We start from the raw sequence: 24,800 nt of genomic DNA, 5'->3' as shown, positions 1-24,800 counted from the left end.
TGCCACGCGCCGACTTCTTGCGCCCGGTGCGCGTTTGAATCGGCCTTGTTCAGACCCTCCTTAAGGAACCATCATGAAATCAGGAAAATTTTTGGCATTCAACCGCCGCGTATTCAATGCGGCACTGGCATCGGTTGTGGTGCTGGCAAGTGCCGGTGTTGTTGGCAATGCTTATGCCGCAGCGGCCAGCTCTACAGCAACCTCGGGCTGCGCGCTTTCTGGCAGTCCTTCATTTTCAGCAGTGATTTTGTCAGGTCGCCCAACGGTGGCTGGCTCAATGAGTCGGGACTCAAGACCCGCGTCGGCAGTGTTGCCTTGAGTTACAGCCGCACGCAGCTCCATGATTTCAGCAGCGAGCTGTATTTACCCAGCGCCGATTCCTTGCGCTCGCGCGACAAACTGCGGCTGGACGGCCCGATTCCGGCCGGCTGGCTGCCGCGCCTGCCGGTGACCCTGGAACTGCAGCGCGAGCAGTTTGAGTCGGGCCGCAGCAGTCTGGGCCTGGCGGGCCGGGTGGCCGCCTATGTGAACCGGACCTCGATCAGCAACCAGCTGAGCTGGCAAAGTTCAGGCGGCAACACCTCGGCCAGCGGCGTCCTGCAACTGAGCCGCCGGGTCGGCACCATCGGTTTGAGCGGCCAGCTCGGCTACAGCCTGACACCTCAGGTAAAACTGGAAACCATCGCGCTGTCGGGCGACAAGCGCCTGGGCGAGGCTTACCTGCTCAACCTGGGCGTGGTTCACTCGGTCGGCAGCAAGGAGACGATGCTGACCGCCGGCCTCAACAAAAGCCTGGGCCGCTACGGGCTGGGCCTGAGCACGAGTTATTCCAGCCGCGGGGTGTTTGCCGTGGGCCTGCAACTCTTCATTGCGATGGGCTGGGAGCCGCGGCAGCGCCAGTGGCGTTTTGATGCGCTGCCCAAGGCGGACAGCGGCGCTGCGTCGGTGCGTGTTTTCCTGGACGACAACGCCAACGGCCTCATGGACGCCGGCGAAGAGCCGATCGAGAACGTCGCGCTGACCGTCAACGGCAGCAGGGTGCCGGTGCGAACCAATGCCGCCGGGTTGGCCTGGCTGGACCGTCTGCCGATCAGGCAGCATGTGGACATTGCGGTCGACACGCAGACGCTGGAGGATCCTTACTGGGCGCCGCAGCGCAAGGGTGTGCGCCTGGTCCCGCGCCCGGGCCATGTTGCGGAGTTTGATTTCCCCGTCATCCTGACCAGCGAAATTGACGGAACGGTGTACCTGGTCGACAAGCGCACGAAGCGAGGCATAGGCGATGTGGCAATTGAACTGCTTGACCTTGATCGCCAGGTGGTGTCCACCATCAAAAGCAGTTCGGACGGCTACTACATTGTTCCCGCCGTCGTGCAAGGCCGCTATTATTTGCGGATATCGCCGGAGCAACTCAAGCAGTTCGACCTGATTGATCCGGGCGAGCGTGACATCAGCATCCTGCCCGATGGTAAATTTATCAACGGCGTGGATTTTCTGCTGAGTCGAAATCCGGCCGGGAGCGTGCCAGATCTTCCCCGGGAGGAAGCGCGTGATAAAAAATGAGTTCCCGCCAAAAATCCTTCGGCAGGCCGGTGCCTGCGCCCTCTTGATCGGCAGCCTCGCCCTGACCGGTGACAGCGATGCGGGCACCGCAACGGGCACGGCGAGTGCAACGGTGCTTCAGTCGGTGTCAGTCACCTTTTCAAGTCCCTTTTTAAGCACCATTTCTGACACCTTTTCTGGCACCACCTTCACCATTGAGCGTTTTACTGGTAGCCTGTCCCTCAGTGGCCCCTTGCTGCGCGTTGGACCGGAGCCGTCCCCCGGCGCCGTTTTGACCGGCGCAGGCGCTGCGCCCTCCATCGCGGACAACGCCACCGTTTATGTGTCGCTCAATGCCGATGGTTCCCTGAGCGTCAGTGGTGGTTCGGGCTTGACGTATGCCGTGTCGCAGCCTGGCGCTGGCGTGATCAACATCGAATACAACTGAAACTGAAGTTTTGATCATCAAAACGATAAAACCTCTATTTCACGCTCAGGCCGGCGCAGCCAGCCCATCCATCATGAACAAACCGGAGTCCTCCATGAATTCACTCAAACGCATCCTGCTGGTCGAAGATAGCCCGAGCGATGCGGGGCTGGCGCTTCACGCGCTGGCGGAGCACAACCTGGACCAGGATGTCCTGCACCTGCCCGACGGCGCCCAAGCGCTGGACTACCTGTTTCGCCGGGGTGAATTTTCCGGCCGGGCCCCGGGCAACCCGGCGCTCGTGCTGCTCGACCTGAAGATGCCGAAGGTCGATGGGCTCGAAGTGCTGAGCCAGATCAAGGGCGAGCCGGCCCTGCGCACGATTCCGGTGGTGGTGATGACGTCCTCGCGTGAGAGGCGCGATGTGGAGGCCGCCTACCGGCTGGGCGTGAATGCCTACGTTGTCAAGCCAATGAAGTTCACGAATTTCGTGGATGCGGTCAAGCAGGTGGGCGCCTTCTGGGCCATCCTGAACGAGCCGCCGCCCGCAAGCACGCCGGTGGCCGATGAACCCAAGATATAACCTGGGTAAAACGCTCGATCCGGAGGCCGATATGAACCCATCCATCCGACTGCTGCATCTGGAAGACAATCCGTTGGATGCGGAATTGATCCGGCTGAGGCTGGAAGCGGCCGGTCTGTCCTGCGACATCCGGTGGGTGAGCGGCAAGGAGGCATTCGAGTCCGCTTTGGCGCAGGAAACCTTTGACCTGGTGCTGGCCGACTACAAGCTGCCGGGTTACGACGGACTGTCGGCGCTCAAATACGTCCGCGAGAAGCAGCCGGAGCTTCCGGTGATCATGATGTCCGGCGAACTGAGCGAGGAAGCGGCGGTGGACTGCCTGAAAGCCGGCGCCACCGATTACGTCCTCAAGCAGCGGCCGCAGCGGCTCGATGCCGCCGTGCGACGTGCGCTGGTGGAAAAAGAAGAACTTGCCGCGCTGCGCTGCGCCGCGCCGAGGAAGAAGTTCGCCGCCAGAGCCTTTTTCTGCGCCAGGTGATCGACCTCAACCCCACGTTCATCTTCGCCAAGGACCGCGCGGGACGCTTTGTCCTGGTGAACCAGGCCATGGCCGAGGCCTACGGCAGCACCGTCGAGGAAATGCTGGGCAAGGCCGAAGCGGACGTCACCGCCGATGCGCAGGAAGTTGCACGTTTTCTCAAAGCCGACCTTGAAACGATGGACACGCTGCGCGAAGTGTTCATCCCCGAGGAGAGGCTCATCGACGCCACCGGGAAAGTGCGCTGGCTGCAGACCGTCAAGCGTCCCATCGTGGCCGCGGACGGCACCGCCGACAGGGTGCTCGGCGTGGCGGCGGACATCACCGAACGCAAGCGGGCCCAGGAAGAAATCCTGCGGCTCAATGCCGACCTCGAAGAACGGGTTCGCCAGCGCACCGCCCAGCTGGAGGCCGCGAACAAGGAACTGGAGGCTTTTTCCTATTCCGTGTCACACGACCTTCGTTCCCCCCTGAATACGATTGACGGATTCTGTCAATTGATGGAGCGGGCGGCAGGGGACAAGATCGGCGACAAGGGCAAACACTACCTGAGCCGGATTCGTGCGGGAACCCAGCAGATGAGCGAACTCATTGACGGGCTGCTGTCGCTTGCCAAGCTGTCACGCGATCAGCTCCGATCCGAGGCGGTCGACCTGTCGGCTGTCTCCAGGAAGGCAGCGCAGGCATGCAGGGAGGGCGAGCCCGAGCGCCAGGCGCGGATCCAGATTCAGGACGGACTGCTGGCGCACGGCGATCCGCTTCTTCTGTCGGTCGTCATTCAGAACCTGCTGGGCAACGCCTGGAAGTTTACCGCCAGGCGGGCGGTGGCCCGGATCAATATCGGCGGCGAGCTCGATGCCAGCGGCGAGACCGTTTATTTTGTCAAGGACAACGGCGCCGGTTTTGACATGCACCATGCCGGCAAGCTTTTCGGCGCGTTCGAGCGGCTGCATTCGCATTCGGACTTCTCGGGAACAGGCCTGGGGCTGGCCATTGTGAAACGCGTGATTGACCGCCACGGGGGCCGCGTCTGGGCTGACAGCGTGGAGAACGAAGGCGCCTCCTTCTATTTCACGCTGGGGACGGTGGGCTAGGAGTCTGCGCGGCAGAAGCCGAGCAGGTCAAATGAGATGCAACGCGAGGGGAGTAACGCGGCGCTGGAGGCGTTCAAGGGCGGAGCAATGTCGATGAATTGGCCTGAGGCGTGCGCGTGGCACCCCGGGCGGCCTGTTGAGAGGCGTTTTTTCCTGTGCCTGCCCCCTCAAGCCATTCGCAAAGTGCTCATTCTGCGCAGGTTCAGCGCCAGGCACACGAGCTTGAACTCCGCTTGCACACGGTGTAGCCCTCTCATGCTGAACTGCCGGAACCCCAGCACGTTCTTGATCCAGCCGTTGGGCGGCTCGGCGATCCACTTGCGCTTGCGATAGGCGCGCCGGCCTTCCTCGGTCTGCAGCTTGGCTGCCATGGCCAGCGTGCACGGGTACGTGTTCGCATCGATCTCGACTTGCTGCTTGCCCTCGCGCCCCAGTGCCACGACCACCTCGCTGGGATGATCTTTGAGGTGCTCGAACACCGCTTCGCTGCGGTAGCCCGCATCGGCCAGAACACAGCTGGCATCGGCATCCAGGTTGGCCCTCACGGCATCGAGCATGCCGGGCTACTCGCCACTGTCAGCGGCCATGTTGGTCAGCTCGGCCGCCACGATGATGTGCGCCGTCGCGTCCACCGCCGTCTGGGCGTTGTAGCTGTAGTCAAAGCCGCCGCCGGCGCGCTTCATCACCCGGCTGTCGGGGTCGGTGAAGCTCTCCTGGGCCTTGTCCTCGGGCACGCCGAACTCGCGCTTGTAGCGCCCGCCCTTGGGCTTGCCGTCCTTGCCCCGGGGCTTGCGGTCATCATCCTGGTCGCGTCCACGCTCGATGTCCGCCTCGCGCTGGCGACTCTCCAGCCGCGCCTTGGCCGCCGCGATTTCCTGCAGCCGGTCTTGGCGTCGCGCGATCTCCGCCGGGATGTCCAGCTCCGGCTCGTTCTTCTCGGCTTCGTCGGCGGCCTTTGCTCTATCCAGCAGTGCCTTGATCTGCGCGCGCAGCTCGGCCTCGGCCTTGAGCATGCGCTCGTAGCTCATGGCCTTGTGGCGGCTGGCGTTGGCCTTGACCTTGGTGCCGTCCACCGCGATGGTGCCCAGCTTCACCAGCCCCATCTCCCGGGCCAGGTGCACCACCTGCACGAACAGCTCACCCAATTCCTTCAAGTGAAACGCGCGAAAGTCGCTCAAGGTGCGGTGGGCCGGGAAGTTGCCCGCTGCCAGCACTCGAAACGCCACGTCCTCATGCTGCCTCCTGGCCAGCTTGCGCGAGCTGAATACGCCCGTGGCGTAACCGTAGATCAGCACCTTGACCATCATGGCCGGATGGTACGGCTGGTTGCGCGGTCCGTCCTTGGCATACCGGGCATGGAAGGCCTGCAAGTCCAAGCTGTCCACCGTGTCGTTGATGAAATAGGCCAGGTGTCCTTCGGCCAACCACTCGCGCATCGAGTGCGGCAGCAAGAAGTCCTGGTCAGGCAGATAGGGCAGGTAGCTGGCAGACATCAGCCTGTAACGCCGTCGCCCCTACTTACGATGACTTCATCGGGCTTCTGCCGCGCAGACTCCTAGGCGACGGTTTTAGCTGGAAAAGTCAGGTCCTGAAGCACGCGGCCCAACTGGCGCGTGACGGCTGGAAAAAGGCCAAGGCCGCCATTCTGAGCGGCGACTACTTCATGGTGACGCTGGACGAGATCACCTACCCGCTGATCTATGGCTGGCTGCCGCTGGACGATATGTTGCATACCCTGCGTGAGCGGCCCAGCCATGTGCATGTGGTCATCACCGGTAGGCGTTTCCCGCCCGAGATCATCGAACTGGCTGACACCTTGACCGAGAGGGTAATGGTCAAGCACACGTTCCAGGCCGGCATCCCGGCCCAGGGCGGGATTGAGAATTGAGCGTCACGTATGACTAATCCTGATCCAGCAGGTTCGGCGGCATCGGCTCCCGACGCAGGTCCGGCCTTTTCCGCAGCCGAGCCGCGGTATACCGGACCATCTTCGAGCGGCGCGATATGCGTCACTTCGCTGGTGGCACGGTCGCGCCTGAAGTAATGCGGCGCCTGCTCACCGCTGCACACCACGCGCCCAGTGTCGGCTTCATGCAACCCTGACGTATAGCCAGCACTGAGCGGCGCTCTCAACTGAACAAACTGGTGAAGCAGGAGCGGATATTGACCGCCAAGGCGCTGGGCGAGCGTGAAGAAGCACTCATGCAACTCAAGGTAGAGGGACTGCGGGAAGCCGCCGAGCTGTGGGTTGTGGCGTTAGCTGACGGGCGCGAGAAGTATGTCTTCGGTCGACGCCCCTGCCACAGATGGCCTTGCCCCCCGCCGCCTGCGCGATCCAGAACCTGCGGCTGGCGGCCGGCGCCTGGAAGGGTTTCTGGGTCATGGCTGTAGCTCCGGTGCCGAACGTGTCATGCCGAGTCGCTCCAGCAGCGCGACGTCGGCGCCGGTGTCCGGGTTGCCGGTGGTCAGCAGCTTGTCGCCATAAAAAATGGAGTTGGCACCGGCCAGAAAACACAGGGCCTGCACCGCGTCACCCATTTGCTGGCGGCCTGCCGACAGGCGCACGCGGGCCTTCGGCATGGTGATGCGCGCGACCGCGATGGTGCGCACGAATTCAAACGGGTCCAGATCGGCCTGATCCGCCAGCGGCGTGCCTTCCACCTTGACCAGGTTGTTGATGGGCACCGACTCGGGGTAGGGCGTCAGATTCGCCAGTTCGGCGACCAGGCCGGCGCGCTGGCGCCGGGTTTCGCCCATGCCGACGATGCCGCCGCAGCAGACCTTGACGCCGGCGCTGCGCACGCGCGCCAGGGTGTCGAGCCGGTCCTGGTAGTCGCGCGTGGTGATGATGTCGCCGTAGAAGTCGGGCGCGCTGTCGAGGTTGTGGTTGTAGTAATCGAGCCCGGCGCTTTGCAGCGTTTCGGCGTGGCCGTCTTCCAGCATGCCCAGCGTGGCGCAGGTTTCCAGTCCGAGGGCCTTGACCGTGCGCACCAGCTCGGCGACTTTTTCAATGTCGCGGTCTTTCGGCGCGCGCCAGGCCGCACCCATGCAAAAACGCGTGGCGCCGGCGTCCTTGGCACGCTGCGCGGCCAGTCGCACTTCATGCGGCTCCATCAGCTTGGTCGCTTCCACGCCGGTGTCGAAGCGCGCCGCTTGCGGGCAGTAATTGCAGTCTTCCGGGCAGCCGCCGGTTTTGACCGACAGCAGCGTCGCAAATTCAACGCGTGTGGGGTCGAAATTTTCACGGTGCACGGTCTGTGCCTGGTGCATCAGCTCGGGAAAAGGCAGGTCAAACAGCGCTTCGATGGCCTCGACAGGCCAGCGCGCGGCGGCTTGGGGGTTGGCCGGCGCGGCCTGGCGCGGGCGGTGCAGGGTGACGGCTTGTTCTAAAACACTGGACATGGCTTATTCCTTGAAGCGATACACATTTCGTATCAAATTTTTGTCGGGATGGCGCGGCAATTTCAATCGGGTTTCCGAGGGTTCGGCTAGATTTGCAGTCTAGCCGATGGCGACTGTCGGCTGGCACGCTGCAGCAAGTTCGGTCAGGGCCTGGACCAGCTGGTCAACATCGGCGTCGGTGTGGGCCGCCGACAGGGCGATGCGCAGGCGCGCCGTGCCCTCGGGCACGGTCGGCGGGCGGATCGCGGGTACCCACAGGCCGCGCTCGCGCAGGCCTTCCATCACCGCCAGCGCCTCGTCGTTGCGGCCAATCAGCAGCGGCTGGATGGGTGTCAGTGATGGCCCGAGTTGCCAGTGGCTGCCGCGCAGGCCCGTGGCCAGGCCCTGGCGCAGGCGCTGGATGAGTTGCTGCAGGTGCTCGCGCCGCCACTCGTCGTGTTCGATCAGTTGCAGGCTGGCACGCAGGGCGCTGGCCAGCAGCGCGGGGGCGGCGGTGGCATAAATGTAGCTGCGGGTTTTCTGCAGCAGCCACTCAACAATGGCATCGCTGCCGGCGACAAAAGCGCCGGCGACGCCGGCTGCCTTGCCCAGGGTGGCCATGTAGAGCACGCGCGGCGACGCGCGCGCGCCGGTCAGTGCAAAGTGGGCCAGGCAGCCGCGCCCCTGCGGCCCCAGCACACCAAAACCGTGCGCGTCGTCCAGCAGCAGCAGCGCATCATGGCGCTCGCACAGTGCCAGCAGGGCCGGTACGTCGGCCAGGTCGCCATCCATGCTGAACACCGTGTCGCTGATGACCAGTTTGCGTTGTGCCGGGCTTTGCGCCAGCGCCGTCTCCAGCGCCCCCAGGTCGGCGTGGGCAAAGCGGTGGATTTGCGCGCGCGACAGCCGCGCACCGTCAATCAGGCAGGCATGGTTGAGATTGTCCGAAAAGATCGCATCGCCGCTACCCACCAGCGCTGGAATGATGCCGATGTTGGTGGCGTAACCGGCGTAAAAATAAAGTGCACGCGGCAAGCCGGTGAAACCGGCCAGCGCCTGTTCCAGCGTGTCGTTCGCCGCGCTGTGGCCGCTGACCAGCGGTGAGGCTGTTGCACCCACGCCGAAGCTGCGTGCGCCCATGCAGGCCGCCTCGATCAGCGCCGGGTGATGGGCCAGGCCCAGATAGTCGTTGCTGCAAAACGCCAGCATGCTCTGCCCATCAACCTGCAGCCGGGCGCCACTTTCGGGCAGCACCACACGCCGCCGGCGCCGCAGGTGCGCACGGTCGAGCTCGGCAATGCGCGCCGGAAATTCATCCAGCCAGGAGCTGGTCAGCGAAGGGTTTGTTGCCATGTCGGGGGGAGTTTGATGGTCAAGGTTCGGGCATCCGGCGCGTTCTGGTGCGCCACATTCGCCAGCAGCGGCGCACCCAGCCGCTGCTGCAAAAAATCGAGGTTGTCGTCTTGCGCCAGCATGGCCGGATCGACATGGTTGGCGACCCAGCCGGCCAGGCTCAGGCCGCGTGCGCGGATCGCCTCCAGTGTCAGCAGCGCGTGGTTCAGGCAGCCCAGGCGCAAACCCACCACCAGCACCACCGGCAGACCCAGTGCCTGCGCCAGGTCGGCGCCGGTCTCCAGCGGCGAGAGCGGTACCAGAAAACCGCCGGCGCCTTCGACCACCACGGCGTCGGCCAGCTGCGCCAGCTGGCGATGGCAGGCGACGATGTGGGCGATGTTTATGCGCAGGCCGGCGCGTGCGGCGGCAATATGCGGCGACACCGCATCTGGCAGCAGCACCGGGTTGTCCAGTGCCGCAGGCACGCTGAAGGTGGAGGCGGCGCGCAGCGCCAGCACATCGTCGTTGGCTTCGATGCCCTGGACCAGCGTGGTGCCCGCCGCCACGGGTTTCATGCCGACAACCCGGGTGTGGTGTCGCGCCAGCGCATGCAGCAGTGCCGCGCTGACCAGGGTTTTACCGACCCCGGTGTCGGTACCAGTCACAAAACAGGAGATGGCATGACGCTCAGCCATGGTGGCGTTCCTCTTCGGCCAGTGTGGCCTGCAGCGCCGCCAGCGCGCCGTGCGCCAGGTGGGCGGCGCTTTCCTCATCCATCACATAGGGTGGCATGGCGTAAATGGTGTGGCCGATCGGGCGCAGCAGCACGCCCTGTGCCATGGCATGCTGGTGGTAGCGCTGCGCAAAATGGGGGAGTACGGTGTCCACGTCCCAGGCCCAGATCATGCCCAGCCGGCGCGCATGCCGGATGCGCGCATGGCCGGTCAAGGACGCGAAAGCCTGGTCCAGTGTCTGGGCCAGCACGACGTTGTGTGCCAGCACATCGTTGCCGGAAAACAGCGCCAGCGTTGCCAGCGCGGCCCGGCAGGCCAGCGGGTTGCCGGTGTAGGAATGCGAATGCAGAAAGCCGCGTGCCGTCTCGTCGTCGTAAAAGGCGTCATACACCGTGTCGGTGGTGAGCACCGCCGACAAGGGCAGGGTACCGCCGGTCAACCCCTTTGAAAGGCAGATGAAGTCGGGCCGGATGCCGGCCTGCTGGTGCGCGAACATCGTGCCGGTGCGTCCGAAGCCGGTGGCGATTTCGTCGGCGATCAGATGCACCTCGTAGCGATCGCACAGCGTGCGCACCCGGCGCAGGTAGCCGGCATCGTGCATGGCCATGCCGGCCGCGCATTGCACCAGGGGCTCGACGATCAGGGCGGCGGTTTCGTGGTGGTGCTCGGCCAGCCAGGCTTCCAGCGCGCCGGCGGCGCGCTGCGCCACATCGGCCGCGCTTTCACCGGGCTGTGCCGTCCGTGCATCGGGGCTGGGCACGGTCGCCGCCAGCCGGACCAGCGGCGCGTAGGCTTCCCGGAAAATGGCGATATCGGTCACGGCCAGGGCGCCCACGGTTTCGCCGTGGTAGCCGCCGGCCAGGCCCACAAAACGGCACTTGCCGGGCCGCCCGGTGTTGCGCCAGTAGTGTGCGCTCATCTTCAAAGCGATCTCGGTGGCCGAGGCGCCGTCGCTGCCATAAAAAGCATGACCCAGACCGGTCAGCGCGGCCAGCTGTTCGGACAGCTCCACCACCGGCTGGTGGGTGAAACCGGCCAGCATCACGTGGTCAAGCCGGCCCAGCTGGTCCACCAGCGCTGCCCGGATAGCCGGATGGTTGTGGCCGAACAGGTTGACCCACCACGAACTGATGCCGTCGAGGTAGCGATGGCCGTCGAAGTCATACAGCCACACGCCCTCGGCGTGCGACACGGGCACCAGCGGCACGGCCTGCGACGCGTGTTGCTTCATCTGCGTGCACGGGTGCCACACATGCCGCAGGCTGCGCTCGCTCATAGCCTGGTTGTCCATGGGGAGGAGGGCTCCGGATTGAAAAAGACGATTGAAAGACGGTCCCCCGCGCTGGTCAGCCAGCGCGGCAGACCTGCACCGCAATGGCCGGGCGTTCTTCCTTGACGCGGTTGGGCGCGAAGGACAACTCCCGGCTTGGGCCGCAAGCCGGTCACCTGGATTTTAGGCGTACGTTGCCTGGCGCTTTCTAGGTTCAATGATCAAACAATGGGCAGAAGGGGGGGGCATCCGGGGCGCGGTGGCCGGCGGCTGGCTTTTGCCACGCCGGACGGCATCCTGCAGTTGAGCTATCACCGCTTCCGGCGAAGCCGCTGCGGTGATGGCGCTGATCACCGCCACACCAGCGGCGCCGCAGCGCGCAGCTTGCTCCGTCCGCGCGATGTCCATGCCGGCAATGCCCACAACCGGCACCGGCAGCAACTTGCCCCAGTAAGCCATGTTGTCGTTGCCACGGTGTGGATCTGCCCCTCGTGCGGCAGCAGCCAGGCGTGTGCCACGCCATGGACGTCGGGCTCCAGATCGCGCAGGGCCGCGGCGTCGAGCCGCTGCGGCGCATGGCCGGTCGGCGCCTTGTGCTGCAGCAGGTCCACCACGCGGTGCGCCAGCAGCAGGCTGCCGCGCCGGTGCAGTTCCACCGGCAAGCCCAGGGCCGCCACGATGGCCGGCCACAGATCCAGCGAACGCAAGCCGAGCGCGAACACGTGTTCGTCGGCCGACTCCAGCTCAGCCGTGGGGCTGAGCATGCCGGCGGCGGTCCAGCCGGCCGCATAAGGTGCCGTGCCCGGACCGCAGGCGGGCGCCTGTGGGCCCGGCGCGGGGTCAAAGACCTCGACCACATGGCCGGCCCGGCTCAGTTCGAAGGCCAGCAGCCGCCCGAGCAGGCCAGCGCCTGCGATGCCGATGTGCATGATGATGTCCTTCCTGGTCAAGCTTTGTGGATGGGGATGTAGATTTCGCTGCCGCTCTCGCGGAACTCGGCCGATTTTGCCTGCATGCCCTGGTCCAGCGCCGCGTTTTCCGCAATACCTTGTTGTGCCGCAAACTCGCGCACTTCCTGGCTGATTTTCATGGAGCAGAACTTTGGTCCGCACATGGAGCAGAAGTGGGCGACCTTGCTGACTTCCTTGGGCAGGGTTTCATCGTGGAATTCGCGCGCGGTATCCGGGTCCAGCGACAGGTTGAACTGGTCGTGCCAGCGGAATTCGAAGCGCGCCTTCGACAGTGCCTCGTCGCGTGCACGCGAAGCCGGGTGCCCCTTGGCCACGTCGGCGGCGTGCGCGGCGATCTTGTAGGCAATGATGCCCTGCTTGACGTCGTTGCGGTCCGGCAATCCCAGGTGTTCCTTGGGCGTGACGTAACACAGCATGGCGGTGCCGAACCAGCCGATCATGGCCGCGCCTATCGCGCTCGAGATGTGGTCGTAGCCCGGCGCGATGTCGATGGTCAGCGGGCCCAGGGTGTAAAACGGCGCCTCGTGGCAGTGCTTGAGCTGCTCGTCCATGTTGGCCTGGATCATGTGCATGGGCACATGGCCGGGCCCTTCGATCATGGTCTGTACATCGTGCTTCCAGGCGATTTTGGTCAGCTCGCCGAGCGTGCGCAATTCGGCAAACTGCGCCTCGTCGTTGGCGTCGGCACCGGAGCCGGGGCGCAGGCCGTCGCCCAGAGAAAAACTCACGTCGTAGGCCTTCATGATCTCGCAGATCTCTTCGAAGTGCGTGTACAGGAAGTTTTCCTTGTGGTGCGACATGCACCACTTGGCCAGGATGGAGCCGCCGCGCGAGACGATGCCGGTGCGGCGATTGGCCGTCATCGGGATGAAAGGCAGGCGCACGCCGGCGTGGATGGTGAAGTAGTCCACGCCCTGCTCGGCCTGCTCGATCAGCGTGTCGCGGTAAATCTCCCAGCTCAGGTCTTCGGCGACGCCGCCGACTTTTTCCAGTGCCTGGTAAATCGGCACCGTGCCAATGGGCACCGGCGAGTTGCGGATGATCCAGTCACGCGTGGTGTGGATGTTCTTGCCGGTGGACAGATCCATCACGTTGTCGGCGCCCCAGCGGATCGCCCAGACCAGTTTTTCGACCTCTTCCTCGATGCTCGAGGTGACCGCCGAGTTGCCGATGTTGGCGTTGATCTTCACCAGGAAGTTGCGGCCGATGATCATGGGCTCGACTTCCGGGTGGTTGATGTTGGCCGGAATGATGGCGCGGCCGCGCGCCACTTCGTCGCGCACGAACTCGGGCGTGACGAAGGCGGGCAGCTGGGCGCCCATGGGGTTGCCGCGCACGCGGGCTGCGCGTTCGGCATCGCCCAGGTACTCGGCCATCCACTCGCGCTTCGTGTTTTCGCGCAGCGCGATGTACTCCATCTCGGGCGTGATGATGCCGCGGCGCGCATAGTGCATCTGCGTGACATTGCCACCGGCGTTGGCGCGCCGCGGTGTGCGCTGCAGCCCGGCAGCCTGGGCGCGCAGGGCCGCGATGCGCTGGGCTTCTGGGTCTTGCGGATCATCGCGGTCCTGGCGGCGCGTGCCGTCATCAACCGCCTGGGCCGCACGGCCAGCGTACACCTCGGTGTCGCCGCGCGTCTCGATCCACGGCGTGCGCAAGGCTTCCAACCCGCGGCGCACGTCGATGTCGGCGGCCGGGTCGGTGTAGGGGCCGGAGGTGTCGTAGAGCGTGGCGGATTCCCCGTTGCTCAGGCTGACTTCGCGCATGGGCACGCGAAGGCCGGCATGGACCTGGCCGGGCACGTGGATCTTGCGCGAGGCGGGGAAAGGCGCGCGGGTGAGGGACAGCAGCTGGGCGAACTTGTCGGGTGCGTTCATCGGGGCATTCCTTGGCGTGCGTTGCCGCACAAAATGCTCCGAAGGTGTGGCCAGCACCAGCGCTGTGGTGTTGGTCGTTGACTGGGCCGCCGGGGACCGGTGGACAGTCAGCTCTTCTTACGTCGGTACGAACCGAATCAAGTTCACGGGTTTGGGTCGGCCATCTCAGCTGGCCGGCCACAATGGCCGGCAGCACCCCGGAGCAAGGCAGATTTTAGTACAAGCGGACGCAGGGATCCCATCCCCTTCGCAGCCATGCCGATAGCGTGCTAACCGGGGCGCCGCCGTGAAGCCGTTATGCTTGCCGCCTCCAATCCCGGGAAACGATGAAGAAAATGAATTCAGTTTTTGATTTTTCTGCTGACAGTGTGTCGGCGCTTGCGCGGGCCGACGCTGTTCGCGCGCTGGACGAAGACATGGGGGCGACCTGACCGCCGGACTGATTGATCCTGAGCTGCGCAGCCACGCCAGGGTGTTGGCGGGGCAAGCCGCGGTGGTTTGCGGCCAGCCCTGGGTGGAGGCGACCGTGTTGCGGCTCGATCCGCAGGCCGAGCTGGTCTGGCAGGTGCGCGATGGCCAGCACTGCAGCGCCAACGAGCATGATGCACAAGCTGCGCACGCTGAACCCCTGCAAGATTTTTATCGAAGCGCCGACGGCCGGCGACAGCGCCACCTGCAAGAGCTGCGCGCACTGCGCCTGGATGGCGATGAACAGGCTGGCGGGTCTGACCAGGCGCTGCAGACCTTGAGCCCCGAGGTCCAGGCCACCCCGGCGCTGGGCGTGCGTGCTCGCTTGCCGATTGATCGCATGCTGGCGTTTACCGCCGCGCAGCGCCTGGGCCAACCGGCGGCGGGGCTGGTGCCGCGCATCGGCGTGGCCTGATGCGGCTCCTCTCGGCGCGGATCGATTTTTCCGACTCGGACAACCCGGGCGGGCCGCGCTTGCGCTGTGCTTTTGGCACACCCCGCCAGACGCTGGTGGCGCACGGACTGGCGCAGGTGCGGCCGGTGCTCAATGCCGTGCAGGCCGCGGCAGCGCAGGGCTTCTGGTGCGTGGGCTACCTGCGCTACGAGGCGGCGCCGGCCTTTGACGCAGCGCTGGCCGTGCATGCGGGGCCGGTGGCGGACGGGCCGGTGGCCTGGTTCGCGGTTTACGACGAGGCGCTGCCGTGGCCGCGCGATGACGATGCCTCTGCCGGCACGGCGCAGGTGCAATGGCAGGCGGCCTGTCCCCGGCCCGTCTTTGACGCGGCGCTGGAGCGCATCCAGCGCGCCATTGCCGAGGGGGAGCTGTACCAGGTGAACTTCACCGCGCCCCTGCGGGGGGCCTTGCGCGGCGGGCCGGGCAGTGACGCGGCGCTGGCCCTGTTTGCCGCCCTGCGGCGCGCCCAGCCGGGGGGCTACGCGGCTTGGATCGACACGGGCGACGAGCAGGTACTATCGGTGTCGCCCGAGCTGTTTTTTGACTGGCGCGCAGGCCGCATTCTCACGCGGCCCATGAAAGGCACAGCCCCGCGCGGCACCACGCCCGCCGAAGATGCCGCGCAGGCCGGGGCCCTGCGAACATCGGCCAAGGAACGCGCCGAGAACGTGATGGTCGTGGACCTGCTGCGCAACGACCTGTCGCGCATCGCCGAGCCGTTCAGCGTGCGCGTACCGCGCCTGTTCCACACCGAGGCGCTGCCCACCGTGTGGCAGATGACCTCGGACGTGGAGGCGCGCACGCGCGCCGGCACCACGCTGGCCGATGTGTTTGCCGCGCTGTTCCCCTGCGGCTCGGTGACCGGCGCGCCCAAGGTGCGCGCCATGCAGATGATCCGAGCGCTGGAGCCGCAGGCGCGCGGCGTGTACTGCGGCGCCCTCGGCGTGGTGCGGCCAAGCGAGCAGGGCATTAGGGCCACATTCAACGTGCCCATCCGCACCGTCACCGTGCGCGGCGCTGCCGTTCGCTGCGGCATTGGCAGCGGCATCACCGCGGACGCCGCGCCTGACGCCGAATGGCAGGAGTGGCGCCACAAGCGCGCCTTTGTCGAGCGGGCGAGCATGCCTTTTGATCTGCTGGAAACCCTGGCACTGGAGGGCGGCCACCTGCGCCACGCCGCCGAGCACCTGCAGCGCCTGGCCGGCGCCGCCGCGCACTTTGGTACCCCGTGGGACGCGGCCCAGGTGCAGCACTGCCTGCACCAGCTGGCGCAGGCCCACCCACAAGGCCTGTGGCGCGTGCGCCTGCTGCTTGACACCCAGGGCCAGGCACGTGCCGAAGCCTTTGCCATGGACGCATCATCACCCAGGCCGGTGCGCCTGCAACTGGCCGACCGTCCGCTGATGGAGGTCCACGGCGAATTCGTGCGCTTCAAAACTACCCGCCGCGCCCACTATGACGCCTTCACGCCCATGCAGCCTGGCGTGTTCGACACCGTGCTGTGGAACGCCGAAGGCGAAATCACCGAGTGCACCCGGGGCAATGTGGCGCTGATGATCGAAGGCCGCTGGGTGACGCCGCCTCTGGCCTGTGGCTTGCTGCCGGGCGTGGGGCGCGCGCTGGCATTGCGCGAAGGGCGTTTGACCGAGGCCGTGGTGCGGGTGGAGGACTTGCCTCTGGTGCAGGGCTGGGCGTTTGTGAACAGCCTGCGGGGGTGGATGGGGGCGGAGAGGGTTTGAGCTGAATGTGAGAGTTTTTTGCTCTAGCACTGGGGGTAATCGCTGACAGCTCACTTTCTGATAGCTTCGCGCCTGGCTCGACCAGACTGGTCCAAGGAAAATCCAGAAACAAGCCCAGCCCAAAAAATCCTGATCCGTTCTTTGGTGTACGAGACCGGTTCATGTCCACGATTTCCACACTGAGTTGCACCTGTACGCCCGCAGGCCGTTGTGCGAAGTGGCGCAGCACGGCGGCCACGCATTCCGAAAGGGCGCGCTTGGCCTCGGGGGTGCTGCCTGACAGCTGGCGCAACTGGATATATACAAAGGCGTGGCGCTCGGGCGCGGTGCCGATGGCGAAGCTGTTAGTCACGACGAACCGGCTTTTGAGGTCGGCTTCGTCGGTAACCTCGGAGTTGGCTGTAACGGGCTACTTCAGCTCCGTGAGGGCCGGCGCTCAGGTCACTGGCGACACCAAATTGGTAGGCGCCGCCAGTTCGGGGGAGTCACTGCTGAAGTGCGGGCTCCGGCTTTCATGGCGCGATTGCGCTGAATGCACATTCAGGAACGAGTTCTTTGCAGCGGCAGCAAGCTTCTTTTCTGCCGCGTTCGCTGCACGCGGATGGCAGTATCCGATCGATAGCCATTGGCATTCAGCCCCGAGAATCGCACCGAACACGGACTTTCGCCGATCCAAAGCATTTTGAGCCACTGCGGAAAACCGGTCGCACAGGCAGGCAAGGGTAGCGCCACCGGGTGGAGGAGCACCATTCGCCACCGCTACGCATTACCCGCCGGAGCCAGGCTGCTGTCCCCTCGAAGCGTCGCCATTCATTGGAACGGAACACCCTCGGGGCTCATGCGGACGAACGGGGTGAAGCAGGAGTCCGTATTGGATCACCAGTCATTGTTGCGTTGGACTGACCTCCAGGACCGGGCTTCCAGATTGGTTGCGGTGGCACGAGCGCTCCGTACCAAGGGTCATTCTAGTACTGCCAATGCTCTCGGAAATAGTCAAAGTCACCTTGTGCCGTAGGTTACCTTTTAGGCCAAAAGCGGCTCTGCGCAGCCAGGCGGGAGCACGGTAGCCCTTGCGTTCCGAAGTTGACCGTCTAAAAATTGGAGCAGACCTCCCCCAATCGGAGGATGCAGCCTGGACAGACACTGGTTACTATCAAATACCCCAAGCTCAGCGGCCGGGATGAAATTTTCCGCGCTTGCATAAGCTGTGATGGTTTTGCAGCAACTTCCCTTTAACCCGATCGTCTATATTGATCCAAGGGCAATCAACCAAGGAATATACGTGGCTCAAGATTTACCTAAAAAACCGGGGCATCCCGAACATCCAGAGCATCCGAATGTGCCGCCAGGCCCGCCTCCCCATGTCCCCCCTGGACCAACACCCCCGCCTCGTCCGCCAAAGGACCGTGAGGTTGGTTAATTGTTCTGGTACGACGAATTCCCCGCACGTTTGCAGTTTGAGCTCGATGAGCTTGAGAATGCTGGTTTTGCGGTTGTCATAGACCCGGAAAGACGAGCTGCTGGCCAGCTGGTCTTGACCGTCATTTACCCGATCGCAGATGCCGAGCATCCCCTGATGGTGGTGTTCCCCTCAGACTATCCGTATTTTGCGTTTCAAGTTTTTGCTCCGACTTTGGCCTTGGCAAAACACCAGGACCCTGTTTCGAAACTACTTTGCTTCGTCGCGCACATCGACTCGGAGTGGAACATGGCAGCCGACACGGTTGCCAAATATCTGCTCGAACAATTACCTGAGGTTCTGAAGGCTGACAAGGGTGATCCGTCGGTTGCTGAAGCTCGGGAGGGCGCACCCGTCACAGGGTTTCTCAACTATATGACCGATAGCCTGGTCGTGACTTCCGACTGGGCGCTGCCACCGGAAAATGGACGCGGCAAGCTGGTCATCGGCGTGGAAAACGACGTCGATCTGAACAATCTTTTTCGGTGTGCGATTCTCGAAGTGCGTGATATGAACGGCGACGTGCTGGGCCAATCGGATCTCAGCATCCAGGCCAGATATCCAAGCCGATTTCATGCACGTTGGGTCAGGTTGGCTGGCCCACCCAAGTCAACCGAACCATTGCGCGTCTTGGATGAGGCGATCAAGATTTGGCCCGAGCTTCTAAAGCCCAACTTTAACGGCGAACCAGATGTTGTCGGCCTTGTTTTCGCCGACCAAGCCCGATTTGAAGAGCAACACGATATTTGGCTATTTTTGGTCAGGCGCCGGTTTCGAGCAAGCGTACCAGTCAAAACCGGAAGGAGATTGCCCCCGGGCGATCAAATTCAATATTTCCTTGCCCGTGCAGACCGAGGTAGCCGCGACGATCTGCAAACGCGTGTGCCACGTCTGAAACCTGCGGCCGAAAAGGTTGTCTCAGTCTTTGGACTTGGTGCCCTAGGCTCAACTGTTGCATGGCAGCTTGCACGAGCCGGAATCGGACGTCTAAACCTGATTGATCATGATTTTGTTCAGGCGGGCAATATTCCGCGATGGATTATGGGTTGGGCGGCTGCAGGCTATGGCAAAGCAGATGTGCTGGCCAGGCACATTACTCACAATTATCCCTTTGTTGAGACCCTCGCAATCCCACTGAAGGTGGGCTCTCCCATGGACGTTAAGAGTCCGGTGGGAGATTATGAAAGTCGGATGGCCCGCGCATTGGAAGGGACCGACCTCATCATCGATTGCACCGTGGAGTTCACGGTCCAGAACTTTCTAGCGGACTACGCATGGAAGCATGGCATTCCATACCTCTGGGCCACCGGAACTCCGGGGGCCTGGGGCGGTATCGTCGGTCGGGCTATTCGGGGAAAGACCCTAGGGTGCTGGAAATGTTTCAGGCATCAGCTATTCGAGAAAAAAATTGACGCTCCAGTTTTCGAGGAGGGTCCCACTGTACAGCCCATCGGTTGCTTCAGCCCCACGTTCACCGGTTCCGGTTTCGATATGGATTCAGTGGCGCTGCAAACGGTGCGTATGGCGGTGGCGACATTGTGCGTGGGTGCCGAACATGGCTATCCCGATTTCGATTGGGATGTTGGCGTTGTCAATCTCTGGAAAGACGGGCACCCGATTGCACCCTCGTGGCAGACCTGTCCCCTCGAGCAACATCCTGCCTGCGATGCCCATGGGTGAACCCATCTGGATACCGCGTCAAGCATACGGGCTGATGTGCGCCCTCGGGGAAAAATCTTTCCCATTGGAGACCGGCGGCGTATTCCTCGGCTACAAAGCAAACAACGGAGAACTGGTTGTAACGGCACTGATCGGACCGGGTCCCAATGCTCGGCATAGTCGATACAGATTTGCGCCCGACGCGGAGTACCAACAAGAAAAAATCGAGGTGCATCACGCTCGTTCCGAGGGTCGAGAAACTTATTTGGGAGATTGGCACACCCATCCGCGAGGCAGCGCCGACTTGAGTTCGCTGGACAAAAGGACGCTCACAAGAATCGCTGATACACCGTCTTCTGGAACCGGCACACCTGTGATGGCAGTTTTGGGTGGCGAAAGCGAAAAGTGGGATCTAAACGCTGTCCGGTTTGATGGTTGGACGAGGCGCTTTCCGTTCAAACGGTGCAACTTGGTGCCGCTTCTTCCCCGGCTCTACGATCAGGCATAGTTGTCAGCGCGTGAGTAATCGAACATTGTCGATAGTTAGGGAAGATCTTATATGGACGCCTCCCGGATTGCAAGTAACTCGTGTGCGTGGCGGAATCAGGAGGCAGGGCTGCAGTCTTATATCCGGCCTGTTGTGCAGGCTGAGTACCTGCTGGCCCTGATGGTATTCGCTGATGAGGTTCCCATCTGAACATCGAGCTTGATGCTCTTGTTCCCTATCGGAGTGTCCCCATCCCGGTCCAACCTGTCTGGTCCATCACACGCGTGGTCGCTTGCTCTCCTTCAAAGCGGTTGATTACAAAGTCCGTTCAATGCGCTGCCTGCCACGCCTGGGGCCGCCAGGCTTGTCCGCGCGCCAGCACCGCCCAGATCGTGCGTGCCAGCTTGTTGGCCACTGCGGCCACCGCCACGCTGTAAGGCCGCCGCTGCAGCAGCGCCGCAAGCCAAGGCCATGTCGGAGCATCCTTGGTCTTCGCGACGATGGCCCTGGCACCGTGCATCAACAGCGTTCGCAAGTACGCATCGCCACGCTTGCTGATGCCCAATTGCCTGATCCGCCCGCCCGTGCCGGTCTGCCGTGGAACCAGACCGATCCAGGCAGCAAACTCGCGCGCGTCCTTGAACGCCGTGGGGGTCCCCATGCTGGCGACGACCGCGGTCGCCGTGAGCAAACCAACACCTGGAATCTCGGCCGCTGCCTTGCAGGCGGGGATTTCCCTCATCTGCTGGGCCAGCCGGCGCTCGATGGCACCGATGTCGGCCTGCAGTTGATTGACGCGGCGCAGCTGGTCGTCCAGGCTGTCCATGAGCATCGCCGGTAAACGGCTCTTGGCGTCAGCCAGCGCTGCCGGCAGGGCCTTGAGTAGAGCCGCATGGCCCTCAGGCAACACGATGCCGAATTCGTCCAGCAAGCCACGCAGTTCGTTGGTCTGCATGATCCTGGTCTTCATCAGCTGCGCACGCAACCGGTGCAGCGAAAGCACGATCTGCTGTGTCTCGGTCTTTATCGGCACAAAGCGCATGCCGGGCTGCCTGCTGGCGGTCCAGATCGCCTGCGCGTCGGCGGCGTCGGTCTTGTTGCGTTGCACAAACGGGCGCACTTTGCGAGGCGACAGCAGTCGAACGTCGTGCCCGAGCTGACACAGTGCACGTCCCCACTCGTGCGCACCGCCGCACGCCTCCATCACGATCTGGGCGCAGTCCCGATTGGCGAACCACGGCAGCATCTGCGCACGCTTGAGTTGCAGGCGCTCGATGTGCCCGGTTTCAGGGTCGACCCAGTGCAGTTGAAACACCTTCTTGGCAATGTCGATCGCAATGACAGTACGTTCCATGATGGTCTCCAGTTCGATAATGGCAAAGGGATCATGACTCTCCCACTTTGCACGCTGCCGGGGAAGATCCCTTCGCCATAACCCTCGTGCACAGGAGGGAGGCGTCCATACCATCTGATCAAGCCCTGTTGAGCGGCCAAGCGCTCGGATTTTCATTGAACGGGCGGGTTTTCAAGCTGAATTGATGCGCTGAGCGCCGCTGTCGCGGCCTCCCGGTGCGCTCTTGGCCCACTACGGGCGTGGCAATGCCAGCAATTGCCTGCTACAGGTTGGCCAAGGCCGCAGCCACGAACAGCCGGTTGCCATTCTTGGCCAAACGCCGGTAGCGCACCTTGGTGAAGTTGAAGATATGCTTGATCGTGCCGATGGCATACACGACCCGGGCGCGCATCCGTCACGGCGCAAGAGCAGGTGGTGTGGCCGGCATGCTGGAACGACTCAGTGCGCCGGCGCCTAGTCCTGATTTGGTGGTGGAAAACCCGCATGAAGGGGCCAGCCAATCAGTTAAGAGGGAGTCAAAAAAATCAACGGGGACTGGGACTTAAGCCTATTTCTGCGGGTTTTTACATGAATCCCTGCCGACCCTCGGGTTGGTTACGTGAAAGAATTTGACGTAATTCTCCCACTGACGAAGGGCTTCATAGTGGCTACACATCGGGGCCTCGGGTTACTGATTTTCGAGCATATTAAGCCGTTGTCACTCGAAAATCATATACTGTATAAATGTACAGCAATATGCCGAATGATGCGCAGCTCTATGTCCCCGGCCAGGGCGGCCTGCCACTCCCATGGGTGGAGGGAACTGTGCCAGCGGGCTTCCCCTCACCGGCTGCAGATTTCGCAGTCAAAAGGCTTGACCTCACCGAACTGTTGATCACACATCCTGCAGCCACTTTCATGTGGCGATGTTCTGGCGTGTCGATGATTGGCCTGGGTATTTTTGACGGAGATATTCTCATCGTCAACCGCGCGCTGGTGCCGCCTCGACATCTTGATATTGTGGTGGCAGAGGTCGACGGGGATTTTACGGTCAAGCAATTTTTTCGGCGCAATGGAAGCGTTCAGCTCCGCGCCGCCAACCCAACTTATCCGCCAATCCTGTTCAAGGATGGGCAAACCATGTCGGTGTGCGGTGTGGTAACGGCCACCATTAAGCGGTTTCGCAAGTGATATGTTTTGTCTACTGGACTGCAATAATTACTATGTTTCAGCTGAACGTGCGTTCAGACCTATCCTCAAAACGCGGCCAGTCGTGGTGTTGTCAAACAATGACGGCTGTGCAATTTCTCGAAGCAACGAAGCGAAAGCTTTGGGGATACGTATGGGGGCGCCCTGGTTTGAATGCCGACAGTTGGCAGAAGAGCACGGCGTAGTCGCACTCAGTGCTAACTTCACGTTATACGGTGAATTGTCCAGTCGCATCATGAGCATCGCGGCAGGCATGGGGCCAAGCCAGGAAATCTACAGCATCGACGAATGTTTCATTGACATGGAGGGAGTCCGTGGCGATCTCACGAAACGTGGAAAGGACATTCGAGAACGAATTCTCCAGTGGACTGGCATACCGTGCGGGGTGGGCCTCGGAAAAACGAAGACCCTGGCCAAGTTCGCCAATATGGTCGCGAAGAGTGCTGACCGAAAACCAGGAAGTTATCCACCCGAACTCGCGCGCGTGTGCAATCTGGGAGCACTTCCAGCGGCAGACCTTGATGCAGTGATGGAAGCGACGAAGGTCGAAGAAGTGTGGGGCATAGGTCGGCGTATTGCGCAGCAGCTCAACGACGAAGGAGTGACAAATGTCCTGCAGCTCGTGCAGATAGACCCGGCCACAATACGCCGTCGATGGAGCGTCGTGCTGGAGCGCACCGTGCGCGAACTTCAGGGCCAGGCTTGTATTGCGATGGAAGAACAGCCGCCACCTAAAAAGGAAATTGCATTCACACGCAGTTTCGGTCAGCCAGTGCAAACACTTGATGAACTGACGCAAGCCGTCACCGAGTTTGCGAGTGGTGCGGCAGTAAAACTAAGACTGCAAGACAGCAAAGCTGCACAGATTTGCGTGTTCATACACACAAGTCCGTTCAGGCAGGGGAAGCAATACAGCAATAGCGCCACAGTCCCGCTTCGCCGACCCACATCTGACACCCGGGAGCTCGTCAAGGCAGCGTTGTGTGGTCTCAAGGCGATCTTCAAGCCTGGCTTCGACTTCATCAAAGCCGGAGTCATGTTGCTTGACCTCCAGGACTCGAGTTTCGAACAACAGGAGCTTGACCTGGGCGAAGAGCCCGAAGAAAGGGGTGTGCTGATGGACACGCTTGACAAACTCAACGACCGTTTCGGACGTGGCACTGTCTTGCTGGCCAGCGCAGGATTAGAAGGGAAGAAAAGAAGCTGGGCTATGCGCCAGCAACTGCTCACGCCTCAATACACCACCAACTGGGATGATTTGCCAATTGCGCGGACGTGAAGATTTTGTCTGACTGGTGGTCGCCTACGTCGCAAGCGTTGCGATAGGTATCTGCAGGATGCCGGCTAGCGAGAATTCAATGGGCGAATCTTTAGAAACTTTCTGAAGTGGGACATCATGCCTCTCTCAACGGCCGCATATTCGCCAGCGCATCTCTGTGCGCGTTGCTCCGGCAATTGTGCATAGCGCGCGGCACCGTTGCCGGCAGGGGTGTTAGTCCCATAAGCCCAGCACGCCAGGTTGTAGATTCGCTGTTCGTCCAGACTGTGTTCATCTGAAAGGAAATGCCTTAATTGATCCTGACTCATGGTGGGTAGGTTCCTGGCTTTGGACATTTCTCTCCAAAACCATATGGTGGGCATCAGGATGGGCTGCCTGCTGAGATCTATATAGTTCAAAGCAAACCAGACTGCGAACTGATCAGCGACATCTTCTTCGCGACCCGTCGTGGAAATGCGATTTGTATCAATAAGCGCATGTCCCAGCTCATGAAAGTAGATGCCCCAGATAAGGCCATCGACCACCTTGGCGAACTGCTCACGAGGAAGTTTTCCAACGAAATCTTTGTCTGCAATAGCCAGCTTCCCTATCGTCTCTATCATTTCTGAACAAATCACCACGGCCCGCCGCTGTTTTGAATAAAAGGCATTGACTGAACCACAAGATTCGAACCCGACGCCAATGTCGTTCTTGAGGTGCAGGGCCGTAGTTGTCATGCCTGCCATCTGTTCGGCCAGGTTCGACCGCTTTACCGCGTCCAGCAACTGCTGTTGGGTGTAATCCTGCGAAGTACCGTAAAAAGGTATCGCTCTTCCCTTATACAGTAGCTGCTCGAAAGGCAGCGCCGCATGTGATGTTGAACAGTAGCCAGCGATGGCAATGACGACGTAAAGAATTCTGGTCATGGTTTCCTCCATCGCCATTGTCACGTACCCGCAGGCGCTGGTGGGGACTTTGGGCCATCAACTTGGTAATGGTTTTCGGCAAGCGCCGGCTTTGCAAATTTAGAAAAACTAAGCGT

At 62.4% G+C, this 24,800-nt stretch carries 21 protein-coding genes, 4 pseudogenes and 1 riboswitch; of the genes and pseudogenes, 14 read left to right on the top strand and 11 right to left on the bottom strand.

All coding sequences use genetic code 11. The features are described 5' to 3' along the window. Window positions 1-73 precede the first annotated feature (73 nt). From ACFQND_RS07695 to ACFQND_RS07670, 6 genes are all read left to right on the top strand, one after another. Window positions 74-319, top strand: coding sequence for a hypothetical protein (locus ACFQND_RS07695; protein ID WP_300519574.1), 246 nt, complete (start codon window positions 74-76; stop codon window positions 317-319). After that, entirely contained in the window at window positions 316-1,563 is a 1,248-nt protein-coding gene (locus tag ACFQND_RS07690; protein WP_371437466.1) for a hypothetical protein, read from the top strand. The genes ACFQND_RS07695 and ACFQND_RS07690 overlap by 4 nt, the downstream gene beginning before the upstream one ends. Continuing rightward, window positions 1,550-1,990 (top strand): hypothetical protein, encoded by a 441-nt coding sequence (locus tag ACFQND_RS07685; protein WP_293602768.1) that lies wholly within the window; start codon window positions 1,550-1,552, stop codon window positions 1,988-1,990. The genes ACFQND_RS07690 and ACFQND_RS07685 overlap by 14 nt, the downstream gene beginning before the upstream one ends. A 94-nt stretch (window positions 1,991-2,084) precedes the next feature. Next, window positions 2,085-2,552 (top strand): response regulator, encoded by a 468-nt coding sequence (locus ACFQND_RS07680; protein ID WP_300519568.1) that lies wholly within the window; start codon window positions 2,085-2,087, stop codon window positions 2,550-2,552. 31 nt (window positions 2,553-2,583) lie between these two features. Further along, window positions 2,584-3,030: a response regulator gene (locus ACFQND_RS07675; protein WP_371437467.1), complete on the top strand. Its 447-nt coding sequence runs from the start codon at window positions 2,584-2,586 to the stop codon at window positions 3,028-3,030. Then, window positions 3,027-4,124, top strand: a complete 1,098-nt coding sequence (locus tag ACFQND_RS07670) for a sensor histidine kinase (RefSeq protein WP_371437468.1) — start codon at window positions 3,027-3,029, stop codon at window positions 4,122-4,124. Before ACFQND_RS07675 ends, ACFQND_RS07670 begins: the two co-directional genes overlap by 4 nt. Window positions 4,125-4,291: 167 nt before the next feature. On the opposite strand, the pseudogene ACFQND_RS07665 reads toward ACFQND_RS07670, so the two are convergent. Then, a pseudogene (locus ACFQND_RS07665) lies at window positions 4,292-5,617 on the bottom strand (IS1182 family transposase). A gap of 47 nt (window positions 5,618-5,664) precedes the next feature. Between ACFQND_RS07665 and ACFQND_RS07660 the strand changes: the two are divergent. Then, window positions 5,665-6,012: pseudogene (locus tag ACFQND_RS07660) on the top strand (cob(I)yrinic acid a,c-diamide adenosyltransferase); the annotation flags it as partial. A 41-nt stretch (window positions 6,013-6,053) separates the two neighbouring features. Further along, window positions 6,054-6,487, top strand: a pseudogene (locus ACFQND_RS07655) (nitroreductase family protein); the annotation flags it as partial. Window positions 6,488-6,503: 16 nt separating this feature from the next. Here the strand turns inward: ACFQND_RS07655 and bioB are convergent. The 7 genes from bioB to thiC all read right to left on the bottom strand — a co-directional run bounded on the left by bioB (window position 6,504) and on the right by thiC (window position 13,692). Further along, window positions 6,504-7,526 carry a biotin synthase BioB gene (bioB, locus tag ACFQND_RS07650; RefSeq protein ID WP_371437469.1) on the bottom strand — a complete coding sequence of 341 codons (1,023 nt, stop codon included), beginning with the start codon at window positions 7,524-7,526 and terminating at the stop codon, window positions 6,504-6,506. A gap of 99 nt (window positions 7,527-7,625) precedes the next feature. Further along, window positions 7,626-8,858, bottom strand: a complete 1,233-nt coding sequence (gene bioF / locus ACFQND_RS07645) for an 8-amino-7-oxononanoate synthase (RefSeq protein WP_300519559.1) — start codon at window positions 8,856-8,858, stop codon at window positions 7,626-7,628. After that, complete coding sequence (gene bioD, locus ACFQND_RS07640; RefSeq protein ID WP_300519557.1) at window positions 8,837-9,535, bottom strand: dethiobiotin synthase; 699 nt, start codon at window positions 9,533-9,535, stop codon at window positions 8,837-8,839. The genes bioF and bioD overlap by 22 nt, the downstream gene beginning before the upstream one ends. After that, window positions 9,528-10,865, bottom strand: a complete 1,338-nt coding sequence (gene bioA / locus ACFQND_RS07635; protein ID WP_300519555.1) for an adenosylmethionine--8-amino-7-oxononanoate transaminase — start codon at window positions 10,863-10,865, stop codon at window positions 9,528-9,530. Before bioA ends, bioD begins: the two co-directional genes overlap by 8 nt. 162 nt (window positions 10,866-11,027) lie before the next feature. Continuing rightward, window positions 11,028-11,303: a thiamine phosphate synthase gene (locus ACFQND_RS07630; protein WP_366145810.1), complete on the bottom strand. Its 276-nt coding sequence runs from the start codon at window positions 11,301-11,303 to the stop codon at window positions 11,028-11,030. Then, complete coding sequence (locus ACFQND_RS07625) at window positions 11,195-11,773, bottom strand: FAD-dependent oxidoreductase (RefSeq protein WP_371437470.1); 579 nt, start codon at window positions 11,771-11,773, stop codon at window positions 11,195-11,197. Before ACFQND_RS07625 ends, ACFQND_RS07630 begins: the two co-directional genes overlap by 109 nt. Window positions 11,774-11,790: 17 nt before the next feature. Beyond that, on the bottom strand, window positions 11,791-13,692 hold the full coding sequence (gene thiC / locus ACFQND_RS07620) for a phosphomethylpyrimidine synthase ThiC (protein WP_371437471.1): 1,902 nt from the start codon (window positions 13,690-13,692) through the stop codon (window positions 11,791-11,793). A gap of 97 nt (window positions 13,693-13,789) precedes the next feature. After that, window positions 13,790-13,902, bottom strand: a riboswitch (TPP riboswitch). Between the two features lie 374 nt (window positions 13,903-14,276). Here thiC and nadA point away from each other — a divergent pair. The 4 genes and pseudogenes from nadA to ACFQND_RS07600 all read left to right on the top strand — a co-directional run. Further along, window positions 14,277-14,575, top strand: a pseudogene (nadA, locus tag ACFQND_RS07615) (quinolinate synthase NadA); the annotation flags it as partial. Then, window positions 14,575-16,353, top strand: a complete 1,779-nt coding sequence (gene pabB, locus ACFQND_RS07610) for an aminodeoxychorismate synthase component I (protein WP_371437472.1) — start codon at window positions 14,575-14,577, stop codon at window positions 16,351-16,353. The pseudogene nadA and the gene pabB, both read left to right, overlap by 1 nt. Window positions 16,354-17,773: 1,420 nt before the next feature. Next, window positions 17,774-19,492 (top strand): ThiF family adenylyltransferase, encoded by a 1,719-nt coding sequence (locus ACFQND_RS07605; protein WP_371437473.1) that lies wholly within the window; start codon window positions 17,774-17,776, stop codon window positions 19,490-19,492. Continuing rightward, window positions 19,485-19,979, top strand: a complete 495-nt coding sequence (locus ACFQND_RS07600) for a Mov34/MPN/PAD-1 family protein (RefSeq protein WP_300519540.1) — start codon at window positions 19,485-19,487, stop codon at window positions 19,977-19,979. Before ACFQND_RS07605 ends, ACFQND_RS07600 begins: the two co-directional genes overlap by 8 nt. Window positions 19,980-20,286: 307 nt before the next feature. Here the strand turns inward: ACFQND_RS07600 and ACFQND_RS07595 are convergent, their stop codons facing one another. Together ACFQND_RS07595 and ACFQND_RS07590 are read right to left on the bottom strand one after the other, a co-directional pair. Next, window positions 20,287-21,312: an IS110 family transposase gene (locus tag ACFQND_RS07595; RefSeq protein ID WP_300519537.1), complete on the bottom strand. Its 1,026-nt coding sequence runs from the start codon at window positions 21,310-21,312 to the stop codon at window positions 20,287-20,289. Window positions 21,313-21,574: 262 nt separating this feature from the next. Then, window positions 21,575-21,703: a hypothetical protein gene (locus tag ACFQND_RS07590; protein ID WP_300519534.1), complete on the bottom strand. Its 129-nt coding sequence runs from the start codon at window positions 21,701-21,703 to the stop codon at window positions 21,575-21,577. A 332-nt stretch (window positions 21,704-22,035) separates the two neighbouring features. Here ACFQND_RS07590 and ACFQND_RS07585 point away from each other — a divergent pair, with 332 nt between their 5' ends. Together ACFQND_RS07585 and ACFQND_RS07580 are read left to right on the top strand one after the other, a co-directional pair. Next, on the top strand, window positions 22,036-22,482 hold the full coding sequence (locus tag ACFQND_RS07585) for a LexA family protein (protein ID WP_371437474.1): 447 nt from the start codon (window positions 22,036-22,038) through the stop codon (window positions 22,480-22,482). 1 nt (window position 22,483) lies between these two features. Next, window positions 22,484-23,779 (top strand): Y-family DNA polymerase, encoded by a 1,296-nt coding sequence (locus tag ACFQND_RS07580; protein ID WP_371437475.1) that lies wholly within the window; start codon window positions 22,484-22,486, stop codon window positions 23,777-23,779. Between the two features lie 65 nt (window positions 23,780-23,844). Here ACFQND_RS07580 and ACFQND_RS07575 read toward each other — a convergent pair whose 3' ends face one another. Next, window positions 23,845-24,684: a DUF4344 domain-containing metallopeptidase gene (locus ACFQND_RS07575; RefSeq protein WP_371437476.1), complete on the bottom strand. Its 840-nt coding sequence runs from the start codon at window positions 24,682-24,684 to the stop codon at window positions 23,845-23,847. Window positions 24,685-24,800: the final 116 nt, after the last annotated feature.

The sequence above is a fragment of the Polaromonas aquatica genome, assembly GCF_042659145.1.
Taxonomy (GTDB): domain Bacteria; phylum Pseudomonadota; class Gammaproteobacteria; order Burkholderiales; family Burkholderiaceae_C; genus Polaromonas; species Polaromonas aquatica.
The sequence above is the reverse complement of the archived record's forward strand: the minus strand, read 5'-3'. Positions and strand labels throughout refer to the sequence as shown.